The following is a 21,378-nucleotide window of genomic DNA, read 5'->3' on the forward strand; positions in this document are numbered from 1 at the left end:
ATATTGAATGATTGGATTGCTAACCTTTATCCTCGTTTTTGGGATTATCGTGGTGGTGCATGAGTTTGGACATTTTTATTTTGCTAAGAAATCAGGCATTTTAGTCCGTGAGTTTGCTATTGGTATGGGCCCCAAGATTTTTGCCCATATCGGTAAGGACGGAACTGCTTATACCATTCGGATCCTTCCTTTAGGAGGGTATGTTCGTATGGCTGGTTGGGGTGATGATGCGACGGAGATCAAGACAGGAACCCCGGTCAGTTTAACACTTGCCGAAGATGGTAAGGTCAAACGAATCAATCTATCTGGGAAGAAACTTGATCAAACAGCTCTCCCTATGCAGGTAACTCAGTTTGACTTTGAAGACAAGCTCTTTATCAAGGGTTTGGTCTTAGAAGAAGAAAAGACCTTTGCAGTGGATCATGATGCAACAGTTGTTGAGGCAGATGGAACCGAAGTACGCATTGCGCCTCTGGATGTACAGTACCAAAATGCTTCTATCTGGGGCAAGCTCATCACCAACTTTGCAGGTCCTATGAATAACTTTATCTTAGGTGTTGTTGTTTTTTGGATCCTGATCTTTTTGCAGGGTGGTGTTAGAGACACTCAAACCAATCTCTTTCATGTCATGCCTGAGGGAGCTTTGGCTAAGGTGGGCATAGCTGAGACAGCTCAAATCACCAAGATTGGCTCGCATGAAGTTAAGAATTGGCAAGACTTGACCCAGGCTGTGGAAGCAGATACCAAGGACAAGACCGCTCCGACCTTGGATGTGACCATTTCTGAAAATGGTAGCGAAAAGCAAGTCACTGTTAGTCCAGAAGAAAATCAAGGACGTTATATTCTCGGGGTTCAACCGGGGATCAAGTCAGACCTCTTATCCATGTTTGTTGGTGGATTTACAACTGCTGCTGACTCGGGGCTCCGTATCCTTTCGGCTCTGAAAAACTTGATTTTCCATCCAGATTTGAACAAACTCGGTGGTCCCGTTGCCATTTTTAAGGCAAGTAGCGATGCTGCTAAAAATGGAATTGAGAATGTCCTCTACTTCCTAGCTATGATTTCTATTAATATCGGGATTTTTAATTTGATTCCGATCCCGGCTTTGGATGGTGGAAAGATTGTGCTCAATATCCTAGAGGCTATCCGCCGGAAACCCCTTAAACAAGAAATTGAAACCTATGTCACCATGGCTGGTGTAGTTATCATGGTTGTCTTGATGCTAGCTGTAACCTGGAATGACATTATGCGACTCTTTTTTTAGATAATCGAGGAATATTATGAAACAAAGTAAAATGCTAATCCCAACGCTTCGCGAAATGCCAAGTGATGCTCAAGTTATCAGCCACGCCCTTATGTTGCGTGCTGGTTATGTTCGTCAAGTTTCTGCTGGTGTTTATTCTTACCTACCACTCGCTAACCGTGTGATTGAAAAGGCTAAGAACATCATGCGTCAAGAATTTGATAAGATTGGTGCCGTGGAAATGCTAGCGCCTGCCCTTCTTAGTGCCGATCTTTGGCGTGAATCAGGTCGTTATGAGACCTATGGTGAAGACCTTTATAAACTGAAAAACCGTGAAAAGTCAGACTTTATCCTAGGTCCAACACATGAAGAGACCTTCACAGCTATTGTTCGTGACTCTGTTAAGTCTTACAAGCAATTGCCACTTAACCTTTACCAAATTCAGCCTAAGTACCGTGATGAAAAACGTCCACGTAACGGTCTTCTCCGTACGCGTGAATTCATCATGAAAGACGGCTATAGTTTCCATGCCAACTATGATAGCTTGGATGTGACCTATGATGAATACAAGGCGGCCTATGGGCGTATCTTCACTCGCAGTGGCTTGGATTTCAAGGCCATCATCGGTGATGGTGGGGCTATGGGTGGTAAGGACAGCCAAGAATTTATGGCTATTACACCTGCTCGTACAGATCTCGACCGCTGGGTTGTCTTAGATAAGTCAGTTGCCTCATTTGATGAAATTCCTGCAGAAGTGCAAGAAGAAATCAAGGCAGAATTGCTCAAATGGATGGTTTCTGGTGAAGACACCATTGCCTACTCAAGTGAGTCTAGCTATGCGGCTAACTTAGAAATGGCAACAAACGAGTACAAACCAAGCAACCGTGTCGTTGCCGAAGAAGAAGTGACTCGAGTGGAAACTCCAGATGTTAAATCCATCGATGAAGTGGCAGCCTTCCTTAACGTTCCAGAAGAGCAAACCATTAAAACCCTCTTCTACATGGCAGATGGTGAGCTTGTCGCAGCCCTTCTAGTTGGAAATGACCAACTCAACGAAGTCAAGTTGAAAAACCACTTGGGTGCAGATTTCTTTGACGTTGCGAGCGAGGAAGAAGTCGCAAGTGTCGTCCCAGCAGGCTTTGGTTCGCTTGGACCAGTTGCTTTGCCAGAAAATGTGAAAATCATTGCTGACCGCAAGGTGCAAGATGTTCGCAATGCTGTTGTAGGGGCTAACGAAGATGGCTACCATTTGACGGGTGTGAACCCAGGTCGCGACTTTACTGCAGAATATGTGGATATCCGTGAAGTTCGTGAGGGTGAAATTTCCCCAGACGGACAAGGCGTTCTTAACTTTGCCCGTGGTATCGAGATTGGTCACATCTTCAAACTGGGAACTCGCTACTCAGCAAGCATGGGTGCGGATGTTTTGGATGAAAATGGCCGTGCTGTGCCAGTTATCATGGGTTGTTACGGTATTGGTGTCAGCCGTCTCCTCTCAGCAGTTATGGAGCAACACGCTCGCCTCTTTGTCAATAAAACTCCAAAAGGTGAATACCGTTACGCTTGGGGAGTTAACTTCCCTAAAGAATTGGCGCCATTCGATGTGCATTTGATTACTGTCAATGTTAAAGATGAAGAAGCGCAAGTCTTGACAGAAAAATTGGAAGCCAACTTGATGGAAGCTGGTTACGAAGTCTTGACAGATGACCGTAACGAACGGGTCGGAGTGAAGTTCAGCGATAGCGACTTGATTGGTCTGCCAATCCGTATCACTGTTGGGAAGAAAGCAGCTGATGGTATCGTAGAAGTTAAGATTAAGGCAACTGGTGACACCATTGAAGTTCACGCAGACAACTTGCTTGAAACGCTTGAAATCCTCAGCAAGAAATAAAAACTATAATCAGAAGAAAAACAAGGCAAAAATGTAACTAGTTTTTACCTTGTTTTTTTTATATAATGAGAGTGAATAAATACATCATCAAGTTAAGAGGTATAAGTATGTTAAAATTTCCAAAGGATTTTGTCTGGGGTTCCTCTACTTCTGGACCACAGACAGAAGGTCGTGTGCCTGGTGACGGCAAGGGTGACAATCTCTGGGATTATTGGTTCAAAGTAGAACCAAATCGCTACTATAATGGAATTGGACCTGACAAAACATCGACTTTTTACGAAAACTGGGAAAAGGATATTGAGCTTCTTGTAGAAACAGGTCATACAGCCTTTCGTACTTCTATCCAGTGGTCACGTATTTTCCCGCAAGGTCGTGGAAAAGTCAATCCTCAAGGTGTGGCTTTCTACCGTCAGGTCTTTGAAGCCATTAAGGCCAAAGGCATTCGTCTCTTAGTCAATCTCTATCACTTTGACCTGCCTTTTGCCCTTCAAGAAGATGGGGATGGTTGGGAAAATAAGGCAACCATTAAGGCTTACGAAGACTATGCGCGTTTCTGTTTTGAGACTTACGGTGACTTGGTGGACCAATGGATCACCTTCAATGAACCTATCGTTCCTGTTGAGTTTGGCTATTTCTATGATGCCCACTATCCTCATAAGGTAGATGCCAAAGCAGCAGTTCAGATAGCTTATAACACTCAACTGGCTAGTTCTCTTGCGGTAAAGGCCTGTCATGAGATTTTGCCTGATTCCAAGATTGGGATTGTCCTCAACTTGACACCAGCCTACCCACGTAGTCAACATCCTGCAGATATCAAGGCTGCTCGCATTGCCGACCTCTTCCAAGCCCAGTCTTTCCTAGATCCATCTGTCTTGGGAACTTATCCAGAAGAATTGGTGGAGATTTTAGTTGAGCATGATTTACTGCCAGATTCTACTGCTGAAGAGTTGGAGCTTATTCGCCAGCATACAGTAGACTTTCTTGGAGTCAACTACTACCAGCCTCTGCGCGTCATGGCCCCACGTTTTGCCAAGCATCCAGACAGTCCGCTCTTGCCTGAACATTTCTATGAGCCTTATGTCATGCCAGGCCGTAAAATTAATCCACACCGTGGTTGGGAAATTTATGAGCAAGGGATTTACCATATCGCTCAAAATATAAAGGAAAACTATGGCAATATCGAGTGGATGTTGACAGAAAACGGCATGGGTGTTGAAGGCGAAGATAAATTCCGTGAGAATGGAATGATTCAAGACGACTATCGTATCGACTTTGTCAAAGGGCATCTTGCTGAGCTTCATCGCTCCATTGAAGACGGTGCTAACTGTAAGGGCTACTTGATTTGGACCTTTATCGATTGCTGGTCATGGCTCAATAGTTACAAAAATCGCTATGGTTTAGTCGAGCTAGACTTAGAAACACAAGAACGTCGCTTGAAAAAATCAGGCCACTGGTTCAAAGAGCTCAGTGAAAATAATGGATTTTAAGAATAAAAAGTGAGGTGATCTTCATCTCACTTTTTATTATAAGATCATCACCAAGCTTCCAACTGCAACCAGGATTCACTCACCGATTGTTTTAGTGCTCTGGATATCTCGTAGAAAAAATCCTAAAACAAGACTAATGAGGAGATGGAATTTATGGACACAAGCTACCTCAGTTGCATTGCCCATCTGCAAGGCCTTGTAGTAGCAGAGCTAGGAGGCGTCCATGGGGAAATTAGACAAGATGGGAAGAGAAGATGAAAGTGCGAAGAAAAATCACATGGTAACCTCCTCCCCTTACGATTATAAGTAAAGCATCTGCCTTGTCAGCTATTAGGTGAAATCTCAATTTCAGGAACTCTATAGAAGCTATACCAATTTTTATCCTTGACAAGTTAGAAAAACAAGTATATACTGTTTTTGCTGATTCTGTAAAAGGGAAATCAGACTATACCAATTTAAGGAGAAAGCACAGCTAGTCTGTGCCGTATATACTATGTGTGGAATTGTTGGTGTTGTTGGAAACACAAATGCAACTGATATTTTGATTCAAGGGCTTGAAAAGCTCGAATACCGTGGTTATGATTCTGCGGGGATTTTTGTCCTAGGTGGTGCTGAAAATCATCTAGTTAAGGCTGTCGGTCGTATAGCAGAATTGTCTGCTAAAACTACTGGCGTTGAGGGAACAACTGGTATCGGACATACGCGTTGGGCGACTCATGGTAAACCAACGGAAGATAACGCTCACCCACATCGCTCGGAGACTGGACGTTTTGTCTTGGTCCACAATGGAGTGATTGAGAACTACCTTGAAATCAAGGAAGAATACCTTGCAGGTCACCACTTCAAGGGGCAAACAGATACGGAAATCGCAGTGCACTTGATTGGAAAATTTGCCGAAGAAGACGGTCTCTCAGTTCTTGAAGCCTTCAAAAAAGCCCTTCACATCATCCGTGGTTCTTATGCCTTTGCCTTGATTGACTCTGAAAATCCAGATGTCATCTATGTCGCTAAGAATAAATCACCACTTTTGATTGGTCTTGGAGATGGCTACAACATGGTCTGCTCGGATGCTATGGCAATGATTCGTGAGACCAATCAATACATGGAAATCCATGACCAAGAGTTGGTAATCGTCAAGGCTGATAGTGTTGAAGTTCAAGACTATGATGGTAATCGCCGTGAGCGTGCTAGCTACACTGCTGAGCTAGACTTGTCAGATATCGGTAAGGGGACTTACCCTTACTACATGCTCAAGGAAATTGACGAGCAACCAACGGTGATGCGTAAGTTGATCCAAGCTTACACAGATGAGGCTGGTCAAGTAGTCGTAGACCCGGCTATCATCAAGGCTGTTCAAGAGGCAGACCGTATTTACATTCTTGCAGCTGGGACATCTTACCACGCAGGATTTGCTTCTAAGAAAATGCTGGAAGAATTGACGGATACACCAGTTGAACTGGGAATCTCATCTGAGTGGGGCTATGGTATGCCACTTCTCAGCAAGAAACCACTTTTCATCTTTATCAGTCAGTCTGGTGAAACAGCGGATAGCCGTCAGGTTTTGGTCAAGGCTAATGAAATGGGAATTCCAAGCTTGACAGTGACCAACGTCCCAGGTTCAACCCTTTCACGTGAAGCCAACCATACCATGCTTCTTCACGCAGGACCTGAAATTGCCGTGGCCTCAACAAAGGCCTATACAGCACAAATCGCAGCCCTTGCCTTCCTTGCAAAAGCTGTCGGAGAAGCAAATGGCAATGCCAAAGCCCAAGCCTTTGACCTGGTTCATGAGTTGTCTATCGTAGCTCAGTCTATCGAATCAACTCTTTCTGAGAAAGAAACCATTGATGCTAAAGTTCGTGAGCTTCTTGAAACAACTCGCAACGCCTTTTACATTGGACGTGGGCAAGACTACTATGTAGCCATGGAAGCTAGTCTCAAACTCAAAGAGATTTCTTACATCCAATGTGAAGGTTTTGCGGCAGGAGAACTCAAGCATGGAACCATTGCCTTGATTGAAGAGGGGACACCTGTTTTGGCCCTCTTGTCAGATCCAGTCCTTGCCAACCATACTCGTGGAAATATCCAAGAGGTCGCAGCCCGTGGTGCCAAGGTTCTCACTATCGCAGAAGAAAGTGTTGCTAAAGAGACAGACGATATCGTTCTGACAACCGTCCACCCTTACCTCTCACCAATCTCAATGGTCGTGCCAACGCAATTAGTCGCTTACTTCGCAACGCTACACCGTGGCCTTGATGTGGACAAACCACGTAACCTTGCCAAGTCAGTAACAGTAGAATAAGCTAAAAGAGTCTAGTTTGCCATAAGTAGGGTATAATGTAACTATATAACAAATCAGAATTTATAGGGATTTGTATTGAAAAACACATTTGCAACTGCAAGTTGACATATTTCTATATTTTAATGGTGGCTATGCAACCAACGAAATTGTTATGATTGTATCATAAAAGAAAGGAGTGTTGTCAAATGAATATGGCAGACAGAATACAATATTTAAGAAAAACTAAAGGAATATCACAAGAAGAACTTGCTGATAAGGTTGGTGTTTCAAGACAAGCTGTTTCAAAATGGGAAAGTGAACAAAGTACACCTGAGTTAGAAAAAGTAATTATAATGAGTGATTATTTTGGCGTTACTACAGATTATATTTTAAAAGGAATTGAACCGGTAGTAGATAAAGAACAAAAAAATAGAGAATTTGCGAGCAAGGTACTTTATATCTCATCAACAGCCTTTATTGCTATTGGATTGTTTTGTGCATTTGCTGAATGGTATGAAAAACAAACAATGGAAGCTATTTTGGGGGCAATAATTATTCAAGTGGTAGGAATTGTTGGATATTTTATCGCAAGAATATTATCAGAAGAAAAAGCACCGTTTTATGTGAATTGGCTTAATATAATTGGAATTGCTTTTATGCCTACTTCTATGGCTACTGGTTTTATTTCATTGTTGATTTTCAAACAGGGGTGGGTTACGCCATATCCTATAGGAATATTTCACACTTTGAATTTTATATTAGTTCTATTTGTGATTTTGATTACAAGTTATATTGTTTTAAAAAAACAGATAAATTAGCATTTTCTCACTCCTATATTGTATACTCTAAGGAGAAAAAATGAAGAAGAAAAAAATATTATTGCTATGCTGATTGGTATCGTCTTGTCTAGTTCTTTCTTGATACGTACGATCTTGATCCATCAGGCAAGACAAGCGAAAAAACAAAACCTGGAACGGATTGCTGCTGTGCAAGAGACGGTTCAGTCTCAAGAAAAAGAGAAAGCTGAAGAGCAGAGAGAACACTTTAAAAAGGCATTTGAAGGTATAGATAGAACTTCCATTCAAATGAAAGACTACGATAGCCACACAAAGATTAATGGGGACTACAGTTTTGGTATAAAGGATGGCGTTCACTACCTAGTAGAATTAAAAACAGGTGAGAAAGTAGCTCTGGAAGGTGTGGACAAGGCCTTTCCTTTGTCTGTCAAAAACGAGGACGAAAATAGCACGGAGCTTGCCCTAGTTGTCCGCAAAGACCAAGCCTGGTATATGATCGATACAAAGGGCGAGACGATTTACACTTTTGAACAAACAGAATTGACAGAAAACTCGAAATTGACTTTGAAAGACCAGGAACTGATAGTTGAGTAATTCATAGATTTCGAAAATTTTTTCCCTATTATGCTGGGTAAAGATTGATAAATATAAAAAACAACACCCCATGACTAGAAGATTCTTCTGACCATGGGGTGTTTTCTCTATAGGAGGGCTAGGTTATATTCTTTGAAAATCTCTTCAAACTAGGTCAACTTCGCCTTATCTACAACCTCAAAGCTGTGCTTTAAGCAGCCTGTGGCTAGCTTTATAGTTTACTCTTTGATTTTCATTGAGTATCAGTTCTCTTTCTTGTTTTTTATCAACCATCCAAGTCCGAGAAGGGCAAGGATGCTGAATCCAGCAAGGGCAAGAAGGGATTTGCTCTCAGTACCTGTGTTTGGAAGGACTTTCTGAGCAAGAGCCTCTGTAGCAGTTTCTTGAGAGTCAGGATTTGCTACTAGGTTTTGGGCTTGGTCTTGTTGGGTTTCCAAGCTAGAAAGATTAAATTCTGGTTTTTCTTCCACAGCTGGGGCAACGATGGCACCACCTTGAGATAAGCGGAGAACAACGGCAGTGAGAGCGTTCAATTTCAAGCCTTTTTCAGTCCATTCGAGACCTTGAGGTTTAGCGATTCCTACTGGTCCGGCTTGATTTTCATCAGCGAGGACTTCGGCTTTTCTCAAGTGAGCAAAGGCAGTCCCCAAGTTGAATTCGCGAGCCTTATCATCTGCATTAACAAAGACTGCGTAGATATCACCGTTTGGAGCAGTGATTTGGTAGCCGATGGTCACATCTTCTTTTTCAACGCCATTTTGTCCTGGAACAGTAATGAGGTGGACGCGCTCTTTGATATCTTGCAGACTCTTGAGTCGGAAGGCGTCTGTCGATTGACGAAGGGCGATCAAACCTTTCATATAGTTACGGCTCTTGACATTTTCAGGGAAGGCTTTACCATCTGTTGCCTTGGTCCAATCAAACTTGTTGACAGCATCACTAGAGTCGTAAGAGTCATGGATAAAGTAAGGATAGACAAATGGCTTGCCGTCCTTGTCGCGCAACAAGTGAGACTTGTTTGGAACCTTATCTTCAGGAACAGGAGTCTTATAGGCTGGATCAAGGAATTGTTTGGTACGTCCATATTCCTGCCCAGAGTGGATAAACGGAGTTCCTTGAGCAGTCAAGACCATGAGGTTTCCAAGTCGCAAACGACGATGGATCTCAGCGTAGTTTTCAGCCTTGCTTGGGTCTTTTTTGATAGACTGAGCGATGATGTCAAAGAGGGTCAAGTTATCATGGGCTGCGATATACTGGATAACATCTCCAGGACTGTCTGCTTCAAAGTTAGTTGGTTGGGCAATGAGATTTTTAAAGATGGTATTGATATCTCGTTTGCCACCTGTGATAAAGGCAGGTTGGCCTTCGTTTGGATAACCAGACTTGAGGTTGTTACGGATATCATCTGAAAAGACAGCGACAGTATCGGTATGTTTCATCCAATCTTGGTCAGCAGCTTTTGTAGGCATGTTTTCGTCTCCAGCATAGGTTCTCCAACCTTCGCCTAGCATGATCAGATTTGGATTGAGGGCGCGTGCAGCCTTGTAAGCTTCTTCGATTGAAGCCGCATCGTGGTCACCCATCATATCGAAACGGAAACCATCTACTTTGTAGGTTTCAACCAGATACTTGATAGAGTCTACCAAGACACGTTTAGACATGTAGTGGGTAGTTCCCAAACGACCGCCACCAAAGCTAGTACGTGGAGTTCCATCAGCATCCATAAAGTGATAGTAGTTTGGCTCAATATCCTCAAAAATATCAACATTGGCAGTATGGTTGTAGACCACGTCCAAGATGGCCCCCATACCACGTTTGTGGATTTCGTTGATGAGGTTCTTGAATTCAGCAATACGTTTTTCTGGATCCTTAGGATCGCTTGAGTACATACCAGTCAAGGAGAAGTAGTTTTGAGGGTCATATCCCCAGTTGTAGTTACTGTTACTTGAAGCATAAGCAGACAAACGTTCATGGTTCTTCAATTCATTGACAAAGTAGTAAGACAAGACTGGAAGGAGCTGGATGTGGGTCACACCCAAGTCTTTGAGATAGTCCAGTTTTTCGATAAAGGCTTCAGAGGTACCAAATGGCTTGGTCAAGTCTTTTGCGATGGCAGGATCCGAAGTGAAGTCACGAACATGAGCTTCGTAGATAACGGCATCTTCACGCGATTTGAAGTTGCGAATCTTCCCGTAGGTCAAGTCTTGCGGACCTAGTTTGGCTGGGTCCACAAAGGCAGCTTTAGCGACCTTATGAGCGGCATCTGTTTTTGCAAGGTCGCTGTTCCAGGCTGCTAGTGATTTGGCATAAGGATCAAGAACGAGAACGGTTTTACCTTGGCGCTCGATTTGGTAGTGGTAGTAGTAGCCAGTGTAGTTGCTGATACCGAGGCCCGAGTTTGCATCCAGAGTTTGTTTCCAGGTTCCTTTTTCTCCTTTTTCAAGGGCGACAGTTCCGACTACCTTTTCAGGATCTTTCTTGTCGTAGACAACGACAGAAACCTTATCAGCACTTGGAGACCAGAGGGTGAGGTCAACACGCTTGCCATCTTCTTTTAGGGTTGCACCGAGTGGACCGTCGTAACTGTAGGTCTCATCTTTGAGGCGCCAGTTTGAACGTGTCGTAAAGCGGTCTGAATCGTAGCTGACAGTGTAAGGGTGTTGGGTATCAGAGAAGTCTCCGATGTAGGTCACTTTTTTACCTGCTTCATCAACCTCGATATCGGTGATGGCTACTTTATTCCCTTTATGATCAGTGATGCTGGAGTGTTTAAGAATGTCTTCTTTCTTGGCTCCGACTAGGGTAGAAAAGCTGCTTTCGATACGAGATTTAGCTACGTGTTGAGCACCAGTCATGCGGATATCGTGCACGTAGTAGGGATTAGTGTAGATGGTTTCGTCATCATCCTTGAGGAAAATCTGACTGTGATTTTTTAGATCTGTGAATTTATAATCTTCTTTTCTGATTTTCACATCATCGCCTTTCTTGCTTTCGTCTAGTAATAAGAATCCAAATTCTCTTGCAGCTTCATTGAGTGGGATATCAATGTAACGGCCATATTTTCCAGTTGCAGTGAAGTCTATCCCGTCAGGCCATTCTCCGCTACTTGGATTCTTGACATCGCCCCAATACCAGAGTGATTTCTTGTCATAGTTTCCGTCAGTACGGTAGTAGTTGACACGGACTGTTCCCGCTGGCTGAGGACGGTAGTTGTATACCTTGTAGTTTTCATCTAGCCAGGCCTCGTTCATTTTTGGAGAGAGGCGCTCTACCGAACGGTCCCCTGTCAGGTTATCCCCTTTAGTATTGTTGATGAGGAAGCTGACTTTCTTGGCTTGCTCATTTTTGAGTTTGACATCGAGATAATAGCCGTAGTCATCTTTCTTGGCATCCTTGAAGGACTTGGCTCCATTGGGCCAGTTTTCAGAAGGTTTTTCAACATCGTCCCAAGTCCAAAGACCTTGGGAATCCTTGTTTTCCTCAGGGAGTTTTTTCACATGGATGCGGAAGTAGTTATCTGCGATGGGTTCTTCAGAAGACGTGTCAGCTTGTGGTTTTTGGCCTGAAGTTTGCGTCGAAGTGTTGGCGTCTACTTTCTCTTCCTTGCTGTTAGCCTGGTTTGTGCTAGCGTCTTCTGTTTTAGGTGTTTCTGGCGCTGTAGTAGTTTCCACAGCTGGAGCTTCTTTTTTAGGTGTTTCAGATGCTAGAACAGCGTCAGTTGCTGGGGCGTCCTTTTTAGTGTCAAGGGAAGCGTTTGCATTCTTTTGTTCAGAAATAGGCGTTTCCTTTTGAGTTTGACTCGTTTCAGTCTCAGTAGGGGCCTTGGTCACAGCGCTGGTATTTTCCTGAGCTTGAGGAAGGTTTTCGTTAGCCGAAATGGTTGGCATTGCAGCAGAAAGTAGGACAATGCTGGCACCGATAAGGACAGAGCCTGTTCCATTTTTCAAGGAACGAATACCGTAAACCATTTTTTTCTCAGTTTGAGATGGAATCTTTTTCATCACAATTCTCCTTGTGTAGTTATTCCCTATCAGTATAGCATGAGGTAAACATTTATGCAAGCGTTTTCCTAGTTTTTGAAAGAAAATTTTATGCTTCATTCTTTTGAAAAGTTAAAGCATTTTATAGGAAAAGATTGTTTGAAAAATGGTAAAAAAACCTTGAAAAATCTTGGCCAATAAGGTATAATAAGAATAATCATTTGTCGTAGGTTTTGTCTGAAATATTGTCCAGACAGGACTCACAGCAGTTAAATCTCCTGAAAAAGTCGGATTTAGCTGCTCTTTTTGTGCTTTTTTTCAGGTTTTTGAGTGCTTGTAACAAAGATTTAAAGATTCTGAAAATTCATCAAAGGGACACGGTGATAGGGGTTTTAAAAACCATATGACGATTAGAAAAGCCTGATTGACAAGGCTTGGAATTTATTTACAAAGGAGAATCATCTTGGCAGGACATGACGTTCAATACGGGAAACATCGTACCCGTCGTAGTTTTTCAAGAATCAAAGAAGTTCTTGACTTACCAAATTTGATTGAAATTCAAACGGATTCATTCAAAGATTTCCTAGATCACGGTCTTAAGGAAGTATTTGAAGATGTATTGCCAATTTCAAACTTCACAGACACAATGGAGTTGGAATTTGTTGGCTATGAAATCAAGGAACCAAAATACACGCTCGAAGAAGCTCGTATCCACGATGCTAGCTACTCAGCACCAATTTTTGTAACCTTCCGCTTGATCAATAAAGAAACAGGCGAAATCAAGACCCAAGAAGTCTTCTTTGGTGATTTCCCAATCATGACCGAAATGGGTACTTTCATCATCAATGGTGGTGAACGTATTATCGTTTCTCAGTTGGTCCGCTCACCAGGTGTTTACTTTAATGACAAAGTAGACAAGAACGGCAAAGTGGGTTACGGATCAACTGTTATCCCTAACCGTGGAGCTTGGTTGGAACTGGAAAGTGACTCTAAAGACATCGCCTACACTCGTATTGACCGTACCCGTAAAATTCCGTTTACGACCTTGGTTCGTGCGCTTGGTTTCTCTGGTGATGATGAAATTTTTGACATCTTTGGTGATAGCGAATTGGTTCGCAATACCGTTGAAAAAGATATCCACAAGAATCCAATGGATTCTCGTACAGACGAAGCCTTGAAAGAAATCTACGAACGCCTTCGTCCAGGTGAGCCTAAAACTGCTGAAAGCTCACGTAGCTTGCTTGTGGCACGTTTCTTCGACCCACGTCGCTACGATTTGGCAGCCGTTGGTCGTTACAAGATCAATAAAAAACTCAACATCAAAACACGCTTGCTCAACCAAACTATTGCTGAGCCATTGGTAGATCCTGAAACTGGTGAAATCTTGGTAGAAGCTGGTACCGTTATGACTCGTAGCGTGATTGAAAGCATCGAGAGTCACTTGGATGGCGACTTGAACAAGATTGTTTATATTCCAAACGATGCAGCTGTTTTGACAGAACCAGTTGTGCTTCAAAAATTCAAGGTTGTTGCGCCAACGGATCCAGACCGTGTTGTAACCATCATCGGAAATGCTAACCCTGACGACAAGGTTCGTGTTGTAACTCCTGCGGATATCCTTGCAGAGATGAGCTACTTCCTCAACTTGGCGGAAGGTATTGGACGTGTGGATGATATCGACCACCTTGGAAACCGTCGTATCCGTGCAGTTGGTGAATTGCTTGCCAACCAAGTACGTCTTGGGCTTTCTCGTATGGAACGTAATGTTCGTGAGCGTATGTCTGTTCAGGACAATGAAGTTTTGACACCGCAACAAATCATTAATATCCGTCCTGTAACAGCTGCGGTCAAAGAATTCTTTGGTTCATCACAGTTGTCACAGTTCATGGACCAACACAACCCGCTTTCTGAGTTGTCTCACAAACGTCGTTTGTCAGCTTTAGGACCTGGTGGTTTGACACGTGACCGTGCTGGATATGAAGTACGTGACGTGCATTACACTCACTATGGTCGTATGTGTCCAATCGAGACACCTGAAGGACCTAACATCGGTTTGATTAACAACTTGTCATCTTACGGACACTTGAACAAGTATGGTTTTGTTCAAACACCATACCGTAAGGTTGACCGTGAAACAGGTGTTGTTACCAACGAGATCGTTTGGTTGACAGCCGATGAAGAAGATGAATTTACTGTAGCACAGGCCAACTCTCGCCTCAACGAAGATGGTACTTTTGCTGAAAAGGTTGTCATGGGACGTCACCAAGGGGTCAACCAAGAGTATCCAGCAGAAGTGGTTGACTACATGGACGTGTCACCAAAACAGGTAGTTGCCGTTGCGACTGCATGTATTCCTTTCTTGGAAAACGATGACTCCAACCGTGCCCTCATGGGTGCCAACATGCAACGTCAGGCTGTGCCATTGATTGATCCAAAAGCGCCTTACGTTGGTACTGGTATGGAATACCAAGCAGCTCATGACTCAGGTGCAGCTGTGATTGCTCAGCATGGTGGTAAAGTTACTTACGCAGATGCTGACAAGGTAGAAGTTCGTCGTGAAGATAACTCACTTGATGTTTACCACATCCAAAAATTCCGTCGTTCAAACTCAGGTACTGCTTACAACCAACGTACTCTCGTAAAAGTCGGCGATATTGTTGAAAAAGGCGACTTTATCGCTGATGGACCTTCTATGGAAAAAGGGGAAATGGCGCTTGGACAAAACCCAATCGTTGCCTACATGACATGGGAAGGTTACAACTTCGAGGATGCCGTTATCATGAGCGAACGCTTGGTCAAAGACGATGTCTACACATCTGTCCACCTTGAAGAATACGAATCAGAAACCCGCGATACAAAGCTTGGGCCTGAAGAAATTACTCGTGAAATTCCAAACGTTGGTGAAGATGCCCTTAAAGATCTCGACGAAATGGGTATCATCCGTATCGGTGCTGAGGTTAAAGAAGGGGACATCCTTGTAGGTAAAGTCACACCTAAGGGTGAGAAAGACCTCTCAGCTGAAGAACGTCTCTTGCACGCTATCTTTGGAGACAAGTCTCGTGAAGTGCGTGACACCTCTCTCCGTGTACCTCACGGTGCCGATGGTGTCGTTCGTGATGTTAAGATCTTTACACGTGCAAACGGTGATGAATTGCAATCCGGCGTGAATATGCTAGTTCGTGTCTACATCGCTCAAAAACGTAAGATCAAGGTCGGAGATAAGATGGCCGGACGTCACGGAAACAAAGGGGTTGTCTCTCGTATCGTTCCTGTAGAAGACATGCCTTACCTTCCAGACGGAACCCCAGTCGATATCATGTTGAACCCACTTGGGGTGCCATCACGTATGAATATCGGTCAGGTTATGGAACTCCACCTTGGTATGGCAGCCCGTACTCTTGGTATCCATATCGCAACACCAGTCTTTGACGGAGCAAGTTCGGAAGACCTTTGGGACACTGTTAAAGAAGCAGGTATGGATAGCGATGCCAAAACAATCCTTTACGATGGACGTACAGGAGAGCCGTTTGACAACCGTGTATCAGTTGGTGTCATGTACATGATCAAACTCCACCACATGGTTGATGACAAATTGCACGCTCGTTCAGTCGGACCATACTCAACCGTTACCCAACAACCACTCGGGGGTAAAGCTCAGTTTGGTGGACAACGTTTCGGTGAGATGGAAGTTTGGGCTCTTGAAGCCTATGGTGCGTCAAATGTCCTTCAAGAAATCTTGACTTACAAGTCTGACGATATCAACGGACGTTTGAAAGCTTATGAAGCTATTACAAAAGGAAAACCAATTCCAAAACCAGGTGTTCCAGAATCCTTCCGAGTTCTTGTCAAAGAATTGCAATCTCTTGGTCTTGACATGCGTGTTCTTGACGAAGATGACCAAGAAGTGGAACTTCGCGACTTGGATGAAGGAATGGACGAAGATGTCATCCACGTAGATGACCTTGAAAAAGCCCGCGAAAAAGCAGCCCAAGAGGCTAAAGCAGCCTTTGAAGCTGAAGAAGCTGAAAAAGCAACAAAAGCGGAAGCAACAGAAGAAGCTGCTGAACAAGAATAAGCAGTTCACTTAGAATAGAAAGGGAAGAAATAGTGGTTGATGTAAATCGTTTTAAAAGTATGCAAATCACCCTAGCTTCTCCAAGCAAAGTCCGTTCATGGTCTTATGGAGAAGTCAAAAAACCTGAAACAATCAATTACCGTACCTTGAAACCAGAACGTGAAGGACTCTTTGACGAAGTCATCTTTGGTCCTACAAAAGACTGGGAATGTGCTTGTGGCAAGTACAAACGCATTCGTTACAGAGGGATTGTTTGTGACCGCTGTGGTGTTGAAGTAACGCGTACGAAAGTTCGTCGTGAGCGTATGGGGCACATCGAGTTGAAAGCTCCTGTATCTCACATCTGGTACTTCAAGGGGATTCCAAGCCGTATGGGCTTGACCCTTGATATGAGTCCTCGTGCCCTCGAGGAAGTTATCTACTTTGCGGCTTATGTGGTGATTGATCCGAAGGATACACCACTTGAGCACAAGTCTATCATGACAGAGCGTGAATACCGTGAACGCTTGCGTGAGTATGGTTATGGATCATTCGTTGCCAAGATGGGTGCCGAAGCCATCCAAGACCTCTTGAAACAAGTAGATCTTGAAAAAGAAATTGCTGAACTCAAAGAAGAGTTGAAAACAGCTACTGGACAAAAACGTGTCAAAGCCATCCGTCGTTTGGATGTCTTGGATGCCTTTTACAAGTCTGGAAACAAACCTGAATGGATGATTCTCAACATCCTTCCAGTCATCCCACCAGACCTTCGTCCAATGTTGCAGTTGGATGGTGGGCGTTTTGCCTCATCTGACTTGAACGACCTTTACCGCCGTGTTATCAACCGTAACAACCGTTTGGCTCGTTTGCTTGAGTTGAATGCACCAGGTATCATCGTTCAAAATGAGAAGCGTATGCTTCAAGAAGCGGTTGATGCTTTGATTGACAATGGTCGTCGTGGTCGTCCGATTACAGGACCAGGTAGCCGTCCACTCAAATCATTGAGCCACATGCTCAAAGGTAAACAAGGACGCTTCCGTCAAAACTTGCTCGGTAAACGTGTTGACTTCTCAGGACGTTCCGTTATCGCCGTTGGTCCAACTCTTAAGATGTACCAATGTGGTGTGCCGCGTGAAATGGCGATCGAGCTCTTTAAACCATTTGTCATGCGTGAAATTGTCGCTCGTGACATCGTGCAAAACGTCAAAGCAGCGAAACGCTTGGTGGAACGTGGAGATGAACGCATCTGGGATATCCTTGAAGAAGTAATCAAAGAACACCCAGTGCTTTTGAACCGCGCACCGACCCTTCACCGTTTGGGTATCCAAGCCTTCGAGCCAGTCTTGATTGATGGTAAGGCCCTTCGCTTGCACCCACTTGTCTGTGAAGCCTACAATGCCGACTTTGACGGGGACCAAATGGCCATCCACGTACCACTTTCAGAAGAAGCCCAAGCAGAAGCTCGTATCTTGATGTTGGCTGCTGAGCATATCTTGAACCCCAAAGATGGTAAACCAGTTGTTACTCCATCTCAGGACATGGTTTTGGGTAACTACTACTTGACCATGGAAGAAGCTGGTCGTGAAGGTGAAGGAATGGTCTTCAAAGACCGTGACGAAGCTGTTATGGCTTACCGCAATGGCTATGTTCACCTCCACTCACGTGTTGGTATTGCAACAGATAGCCTCAACAAACCATGGACAGAAGAGCAAAAACACAAGGTCTTGCTGACAACGGTTGGTAAAATCCTTTTCAATGATATCATGCCAGAGGGTCTACCTTACTTGCAAGAACCAACAAATGCTAACTTAACAGAAGGTGTTCCAGCTAAGTACTTCTTGCCACTAGGTGGAGATATCAAGGAAGCCATTCGCAATCTTGAACTCAACCCTCCATTTAAGAAGAAAAATCTTGGAAATATCATCGCTGAAATCTTCAAACGTTTCCGTACGACAGAAACTTCTGCCCTACTTGACCGCATGAAGAACCTCGGATACCACCACTCAACTCTTGCAGGATTGACAGTGGGGATCGCTGACATTCCAGTGGTTGAAGACAAGGCTGAGATTATCGAAGAATCACACAAACGTGTAGAACAAATCACAAAACAATTCCGTCGTGGTATGATCACAGATGACGAACGCTACAATGCAGTTACCGCTGAATGGCGTGCGGCTCGTGAAAAATTGGAGAAACGTTTGGTTGCCAACCAAGATCCGAAGAACCCAATCGTTATGATGATGGACTCTGGAGCTCGTGGTAACATCTCAAACTTCTCACAGCTTGCCGGTATGCGTGGTTTGATGGCTGCTCCGAACGGACGTATCATGGAATTGCCAATCCTTTCAAACTTCCGCGAAGGCTTGTCAGTACTCGAAATGTTCTTCTCAACTCACGGTGCCCGTAAGGGTATGACCGATACGGCCCTTAAGACAGCCGACTCAGGTTACTTGACTCGTCGTTTGGTTGACGTTGCCCAAGACGTGATCATCCGTGAGGACGACTGTGGAACAGACCGTGGTCTCTTGATCCGCTCTATCGCAGAAGGAAAAGAGATGATCGAGTCTCTCGAAGAGCGTCTCAATGGTCGTTACACTAAGAAAACTGTTAAACACCCAGAAACTGGCGCAGTGATCATTGGTCCAAATGAGTTGATTACAGAAGACAAGGCGCGTGAAATTGTCAATGCTGGTGTGGAAGAAGTCACTATCCGTTCCGTATTTACATGTAACACTCGTCATGGTGTCTGCCGTCACTGTTACGGTATCAACTTGGCGACTGGTGATGCGGTTGAAGTTGGTGAAGCAGTTGGTACAATCGCTGCCCAATCTATCGGGGAACCTGGTACACAGCTTACCATGCGTACCTTCCACACGGGTGGGGTTGCCTCAAATACCGATATCACTCAGGGGCTTCCTCGTGTCCAAGAAATCTTTGAAGCCCGCAATCCAAAAGGGGAAGCGGTTATCACTGAAGTCAAGGGTGAGGTTACAGCCATCGAAGAAGATGCTTCAACTCGTACTAAGAAAGTCTTTGTTAAGGGTGAAACTGGCGAAGGCGAATACGTGGTGCCATTTACAGCACGTATGCGTGTCGAAGTTGGAGACCAAGTCTCTCGCGGTGCAGCTCTTACAGAAGGTTCTATCCAACCGAAACGCCTCCTTGCCGTTCGTGATGTCTTGTCAGTTGAAACCTACCTTCTCGGTGAAGTACAAAAAGTTTACCGTAGCCAAGGGGTAGAAATCGGTGACAAGCACATCGAGGTAATGGTTCGTCAAATGATCCGTAAAGTTCGTGTCATGGATCCAGGTGACACAGACCTCCTCATGGGTACCCTTATGGATATCAATGACTTTACAGATGCCAACAAGGATGTTCTTATCGCAGGTGGAGTTCCAGCGACTGGTCGCCCAGTTCTTATGGGAATCACCAAAGCCTCACTTGAAACCAATAGTTTCTTGTCAGCGGCTTCCTTCCAGGAAACAACTCGTGTCCTTACAGATGCGGCCATCCGTGGTAAGAAAGATCATCTCCTTGGACTTAAAGAAAATGTTATCATCGGTAAGATCATCCCAGCTGGTACTGGTATGGCTCGCTACCGTAACCTTGAACCACAAGCTATCAATGAAGCAGAATATCTGGCTCCAGAACAAGAAGAGGCAGAACTTGCTCCTGTAGAGGAAGTTGTGGAAATCCAAGTTGAAGAAACAGTAGAATAAAAGCAAACAAGAGAACCTTTGGGTTCTCTTTGCTTTATTTCAGAAAATTTTCCCACTTTTTCATAAAGTATGGTAGAATAGAAGAACTAAAATGCCAAGGAGGTGTCCATATGGAACAAACATTCTTTATCATTAAGCCAGATGTGTGAAAAGAGGGCTGGTTGGCGAAATTCTGCAAAGAATGGAACAACGAGGTTTCAAACTCGAAAAATTAGAGTTACGTTCAGCAGTTTCAGAAGCTTTGATTGACCAACACTATCAAGACTTGGTTGAAAAAAGTTTTTATCCTCCTATCCGTCAGTTTATGACTTCAGGACCAGTAGTGGTGGGCATTCTATCAGGTCCGAAAGTGATTGAAACTTGGCGGACCATGATGGGGGCTACTCGTCCAGAAGAAGCTCTGCCAGGAACTATCCGAGGAGATTTTGCCAAGGCTGCAGGAGAAAATCAAGCCATTCAAAATGTAGTTCACGGCTCCGATTCGGAAGCTTCTGCAAAACGTGAAATTGCTCTCTGGTTTAAGGATTAGACTGGTAAAAAAACAGTTCTGTGTACAACAGAACTGTTTTTTGGTCAGTTGAGCACAAAAAATGGACACTTGAGGCGGAAACAATCATTTCAAACTCCTCATAAGGTATAATCCCATATAGGGAGGGAAAAGAAATGGTAAAATCAATTCGCCTATTGTTACTGATTGCAGTCATCCAGATTAGTTATAGTAGTTGTCTATTATGGAAAGAATCCTTTTTATCTTTAAAACAGACCAATGCTTATTTTTTGATTTTGATAGTAGGAATTTCTGTTTTGTGCGCTGGGATAAATTATTTCCATACAGCAGACCAGTCTAGACATAGTATTTTACATGTTCAAAAGAATGTGAGTCTTATTTATGGCCTCCTTTTAGTAGTCAATCTTCTGGCAACTTGTCTGCTTCTCTCAGAAAGCATCCAAACCACTAGCAAGATGCAGCAGGAACTGGTTGACCTCTTTTTACCCTCCTTCTTTTTCTTGCTAGGAGTAGATCTATTGATTTTCTTACCTTTTGATAAAATTTTTCGAGATATAGAAAATTACCTAAATAAAAAGAAAACAGTCGTCATTTCCGTTTTAGCTACTGTGCTTTTCCTGAGAAATCCTTTTGTAATTGCCTCGATTCTCTTGTATGTCGGTATCGGTTTTCTATGCGCACGTTTTCTTTTCCCAAAATGCCTTCACAGAGAAATTTCCTTTTATAGCCATCTGATTCGAGATATCTTGTTTGTTTTTGCGATTTTTCTATTCTTTTAAGTAGAGGATAATTCTTTAAAATCATTATAGTAAGTTTGTAAAGAA

At 43.7% G+C, this 21,378-nt stretch carries 10 protein-coding genes and 1 pseudogene; 10 read left to right on the top strand and 1 reads right to left on the bottom strand.

The features are described 5' to 3' along the window. Positions 1 to 7: 7 nt before the first annotated feature. The 6 genes from rseP to ACVC7S_RS05260 all read left to right on the top strand — a co-directional run bounded on the left by rseP (position 8) and on the right by ACVC7S_RS05260 (position 8,293). Complete coding sequence (gene rseP / locus ACVC7S_RS05235; RefSeq protein WP_447266422.1) at positions 8 to 1,264, top strand: RIP metalloprotease RseP; 1,257 nt, start codon at positions 8 to 10, stop codon at positions 1,262 to 1,264. A 16-nt stretch (positions 1,265 to 1,280) separates the two neighbouring features. After that, positions 1,281 to 3,134, top strand: a complete 1,854-nt coding sequence (locus tag ACVC7S_RS05240; RefSeq protein ID WP_447266423.1) for a proline--tRNA ligase — start codon at positions 1,281 to 1,283, stop codon at positions 3,132 to 3,134. 107 nt (positions 3,135 to 3,241) lie between these two features. Continuing rightward, entirely contained in the window at positions 3,242 to 4,621 is a 1,380-nt protein-coding gene (locus ACVC7S_RS05245; protein ID WP_447266424.1) for a glycoside hydrolase family 1 protein, read from the top strand. 493 nt (positions 4,622 to 5,114) lie between these two features. Continuing rightward, positions 5,115 to 6,923, top strand: coding sequence for a glutamine--fructose-6-phosphate transaminase (isomerizing) (glmS, locus tag ACVC7S_RS05250; protein WP_447266425.1), 1,809 nt, complete (start codon positions 5,115 to 5,117; stop codon positions 6,921 to 6,923). A 185-nt stretch (positions 6,924 to 7,108) separates the two neighbouring features. Continuing rightward, positions 7,109 to 7,720: a helix-turn-helix domain-containing protein gene (locus ACVC7S_RS05255; RefSeq protein WP_447266426.1), complete on the top strand. Its 612-nt coding sequence runs from the start codon at positions 7,109 to 7,111 to the stop codon at positions 7,718 to 7,720. A 66-nt stretch (positions 7,721 to 7,786) separates the two neighbouring features. Continuing rightward, positions 7,787 to 8,293, top strand: coding sequence for a hypothetical protein (locus tag ACVC7S_RS05260; RefSeq protein WP_447266427.1), 507 nt, complete (start codon positions 7,787 to 7,789; stop codon positions 8,291 to 8,293). Between the two features lie 242 nt (positions 8,294 to 8,535). On the opposite strand, the gene ACVC7S_RS05265 is transcribed toward ACVC7S_RS05260, so the two are convergent. Next, positions 8,536 to 12,294: a pullulanase gene (locus tag ACVC7S_RS05265; RefSeq protein ID WP_447266428.1), complete on the bottom strand. Its 3,759-nt coding sequence runs from the start codon at positions 12,292 to 12,294 to the stop codon at positions 8,536 to 8,538. 442 nt (positions 12,295 to 12,736) lie between these two features. Here ACVC7S_RS05265 and rpoB point away from each other — a divergent pair, with 442 nt between their 5' ends. The 4 genes and pseudogenes from rpoB (at position 12,737) to ACVC7S_RS05285 (ending at position 21,333) form a co-directional block, all read left to right on the top strand. Continuing rightward, positions 12,737 to 16,348 (top strand): DNA-directed RNA polymerase subunit beta, encoded by a 3,612-nt coding sequence (gene rpoB, locus ACVC7S_RS05270; RefSeq protein WP_447266429.1) that lies wholly within the window; start codon positions 12,737 to 12,739, stop codon positions 16,346 to 16,348. Between the two features lie 32 nt (positions 16,349 to 16,380). Then, positions 16,381 to 20,046 (top strand): DNA-directed RNA polymerase subunit beta', encoded by a 3,666-nt coding sequence (gene rpoC, locus ACVC7S_RS05275; RefSeq protein ID WP_255778079.1) that lies wholly within the window; start codon positions 16,381 to 16,383, stop codon positions 20,044 to 20,046. Between the two features lie 110 nt (positions 20,047 to 20,156). Next, positions 20,157 to 20,575: pseudogene (gene ndk / locus ACVC7S_RS05280) on the top strand (nucleoside-diphosphate kinase). Positions 20,576 to 20,709: 134 nt separating this feature from the next. After that, positions 20,710 to 21,333 (top strand): hypothetical protein, encoded by a 624-nt coding sequence (locus tag ACVC7S_RS05285; protein WP_447266430.1) that lies wholly within the window; start codon positions 20,710 to 20,712, stop codon positions 21,331 to 21,333. The last annotated feature ends 45 nt before the right edge of the window (positions 21,334 to 21,378 follow it).

This window comes from Streptococcus sp. Z556, assembly GCF_053010225.1.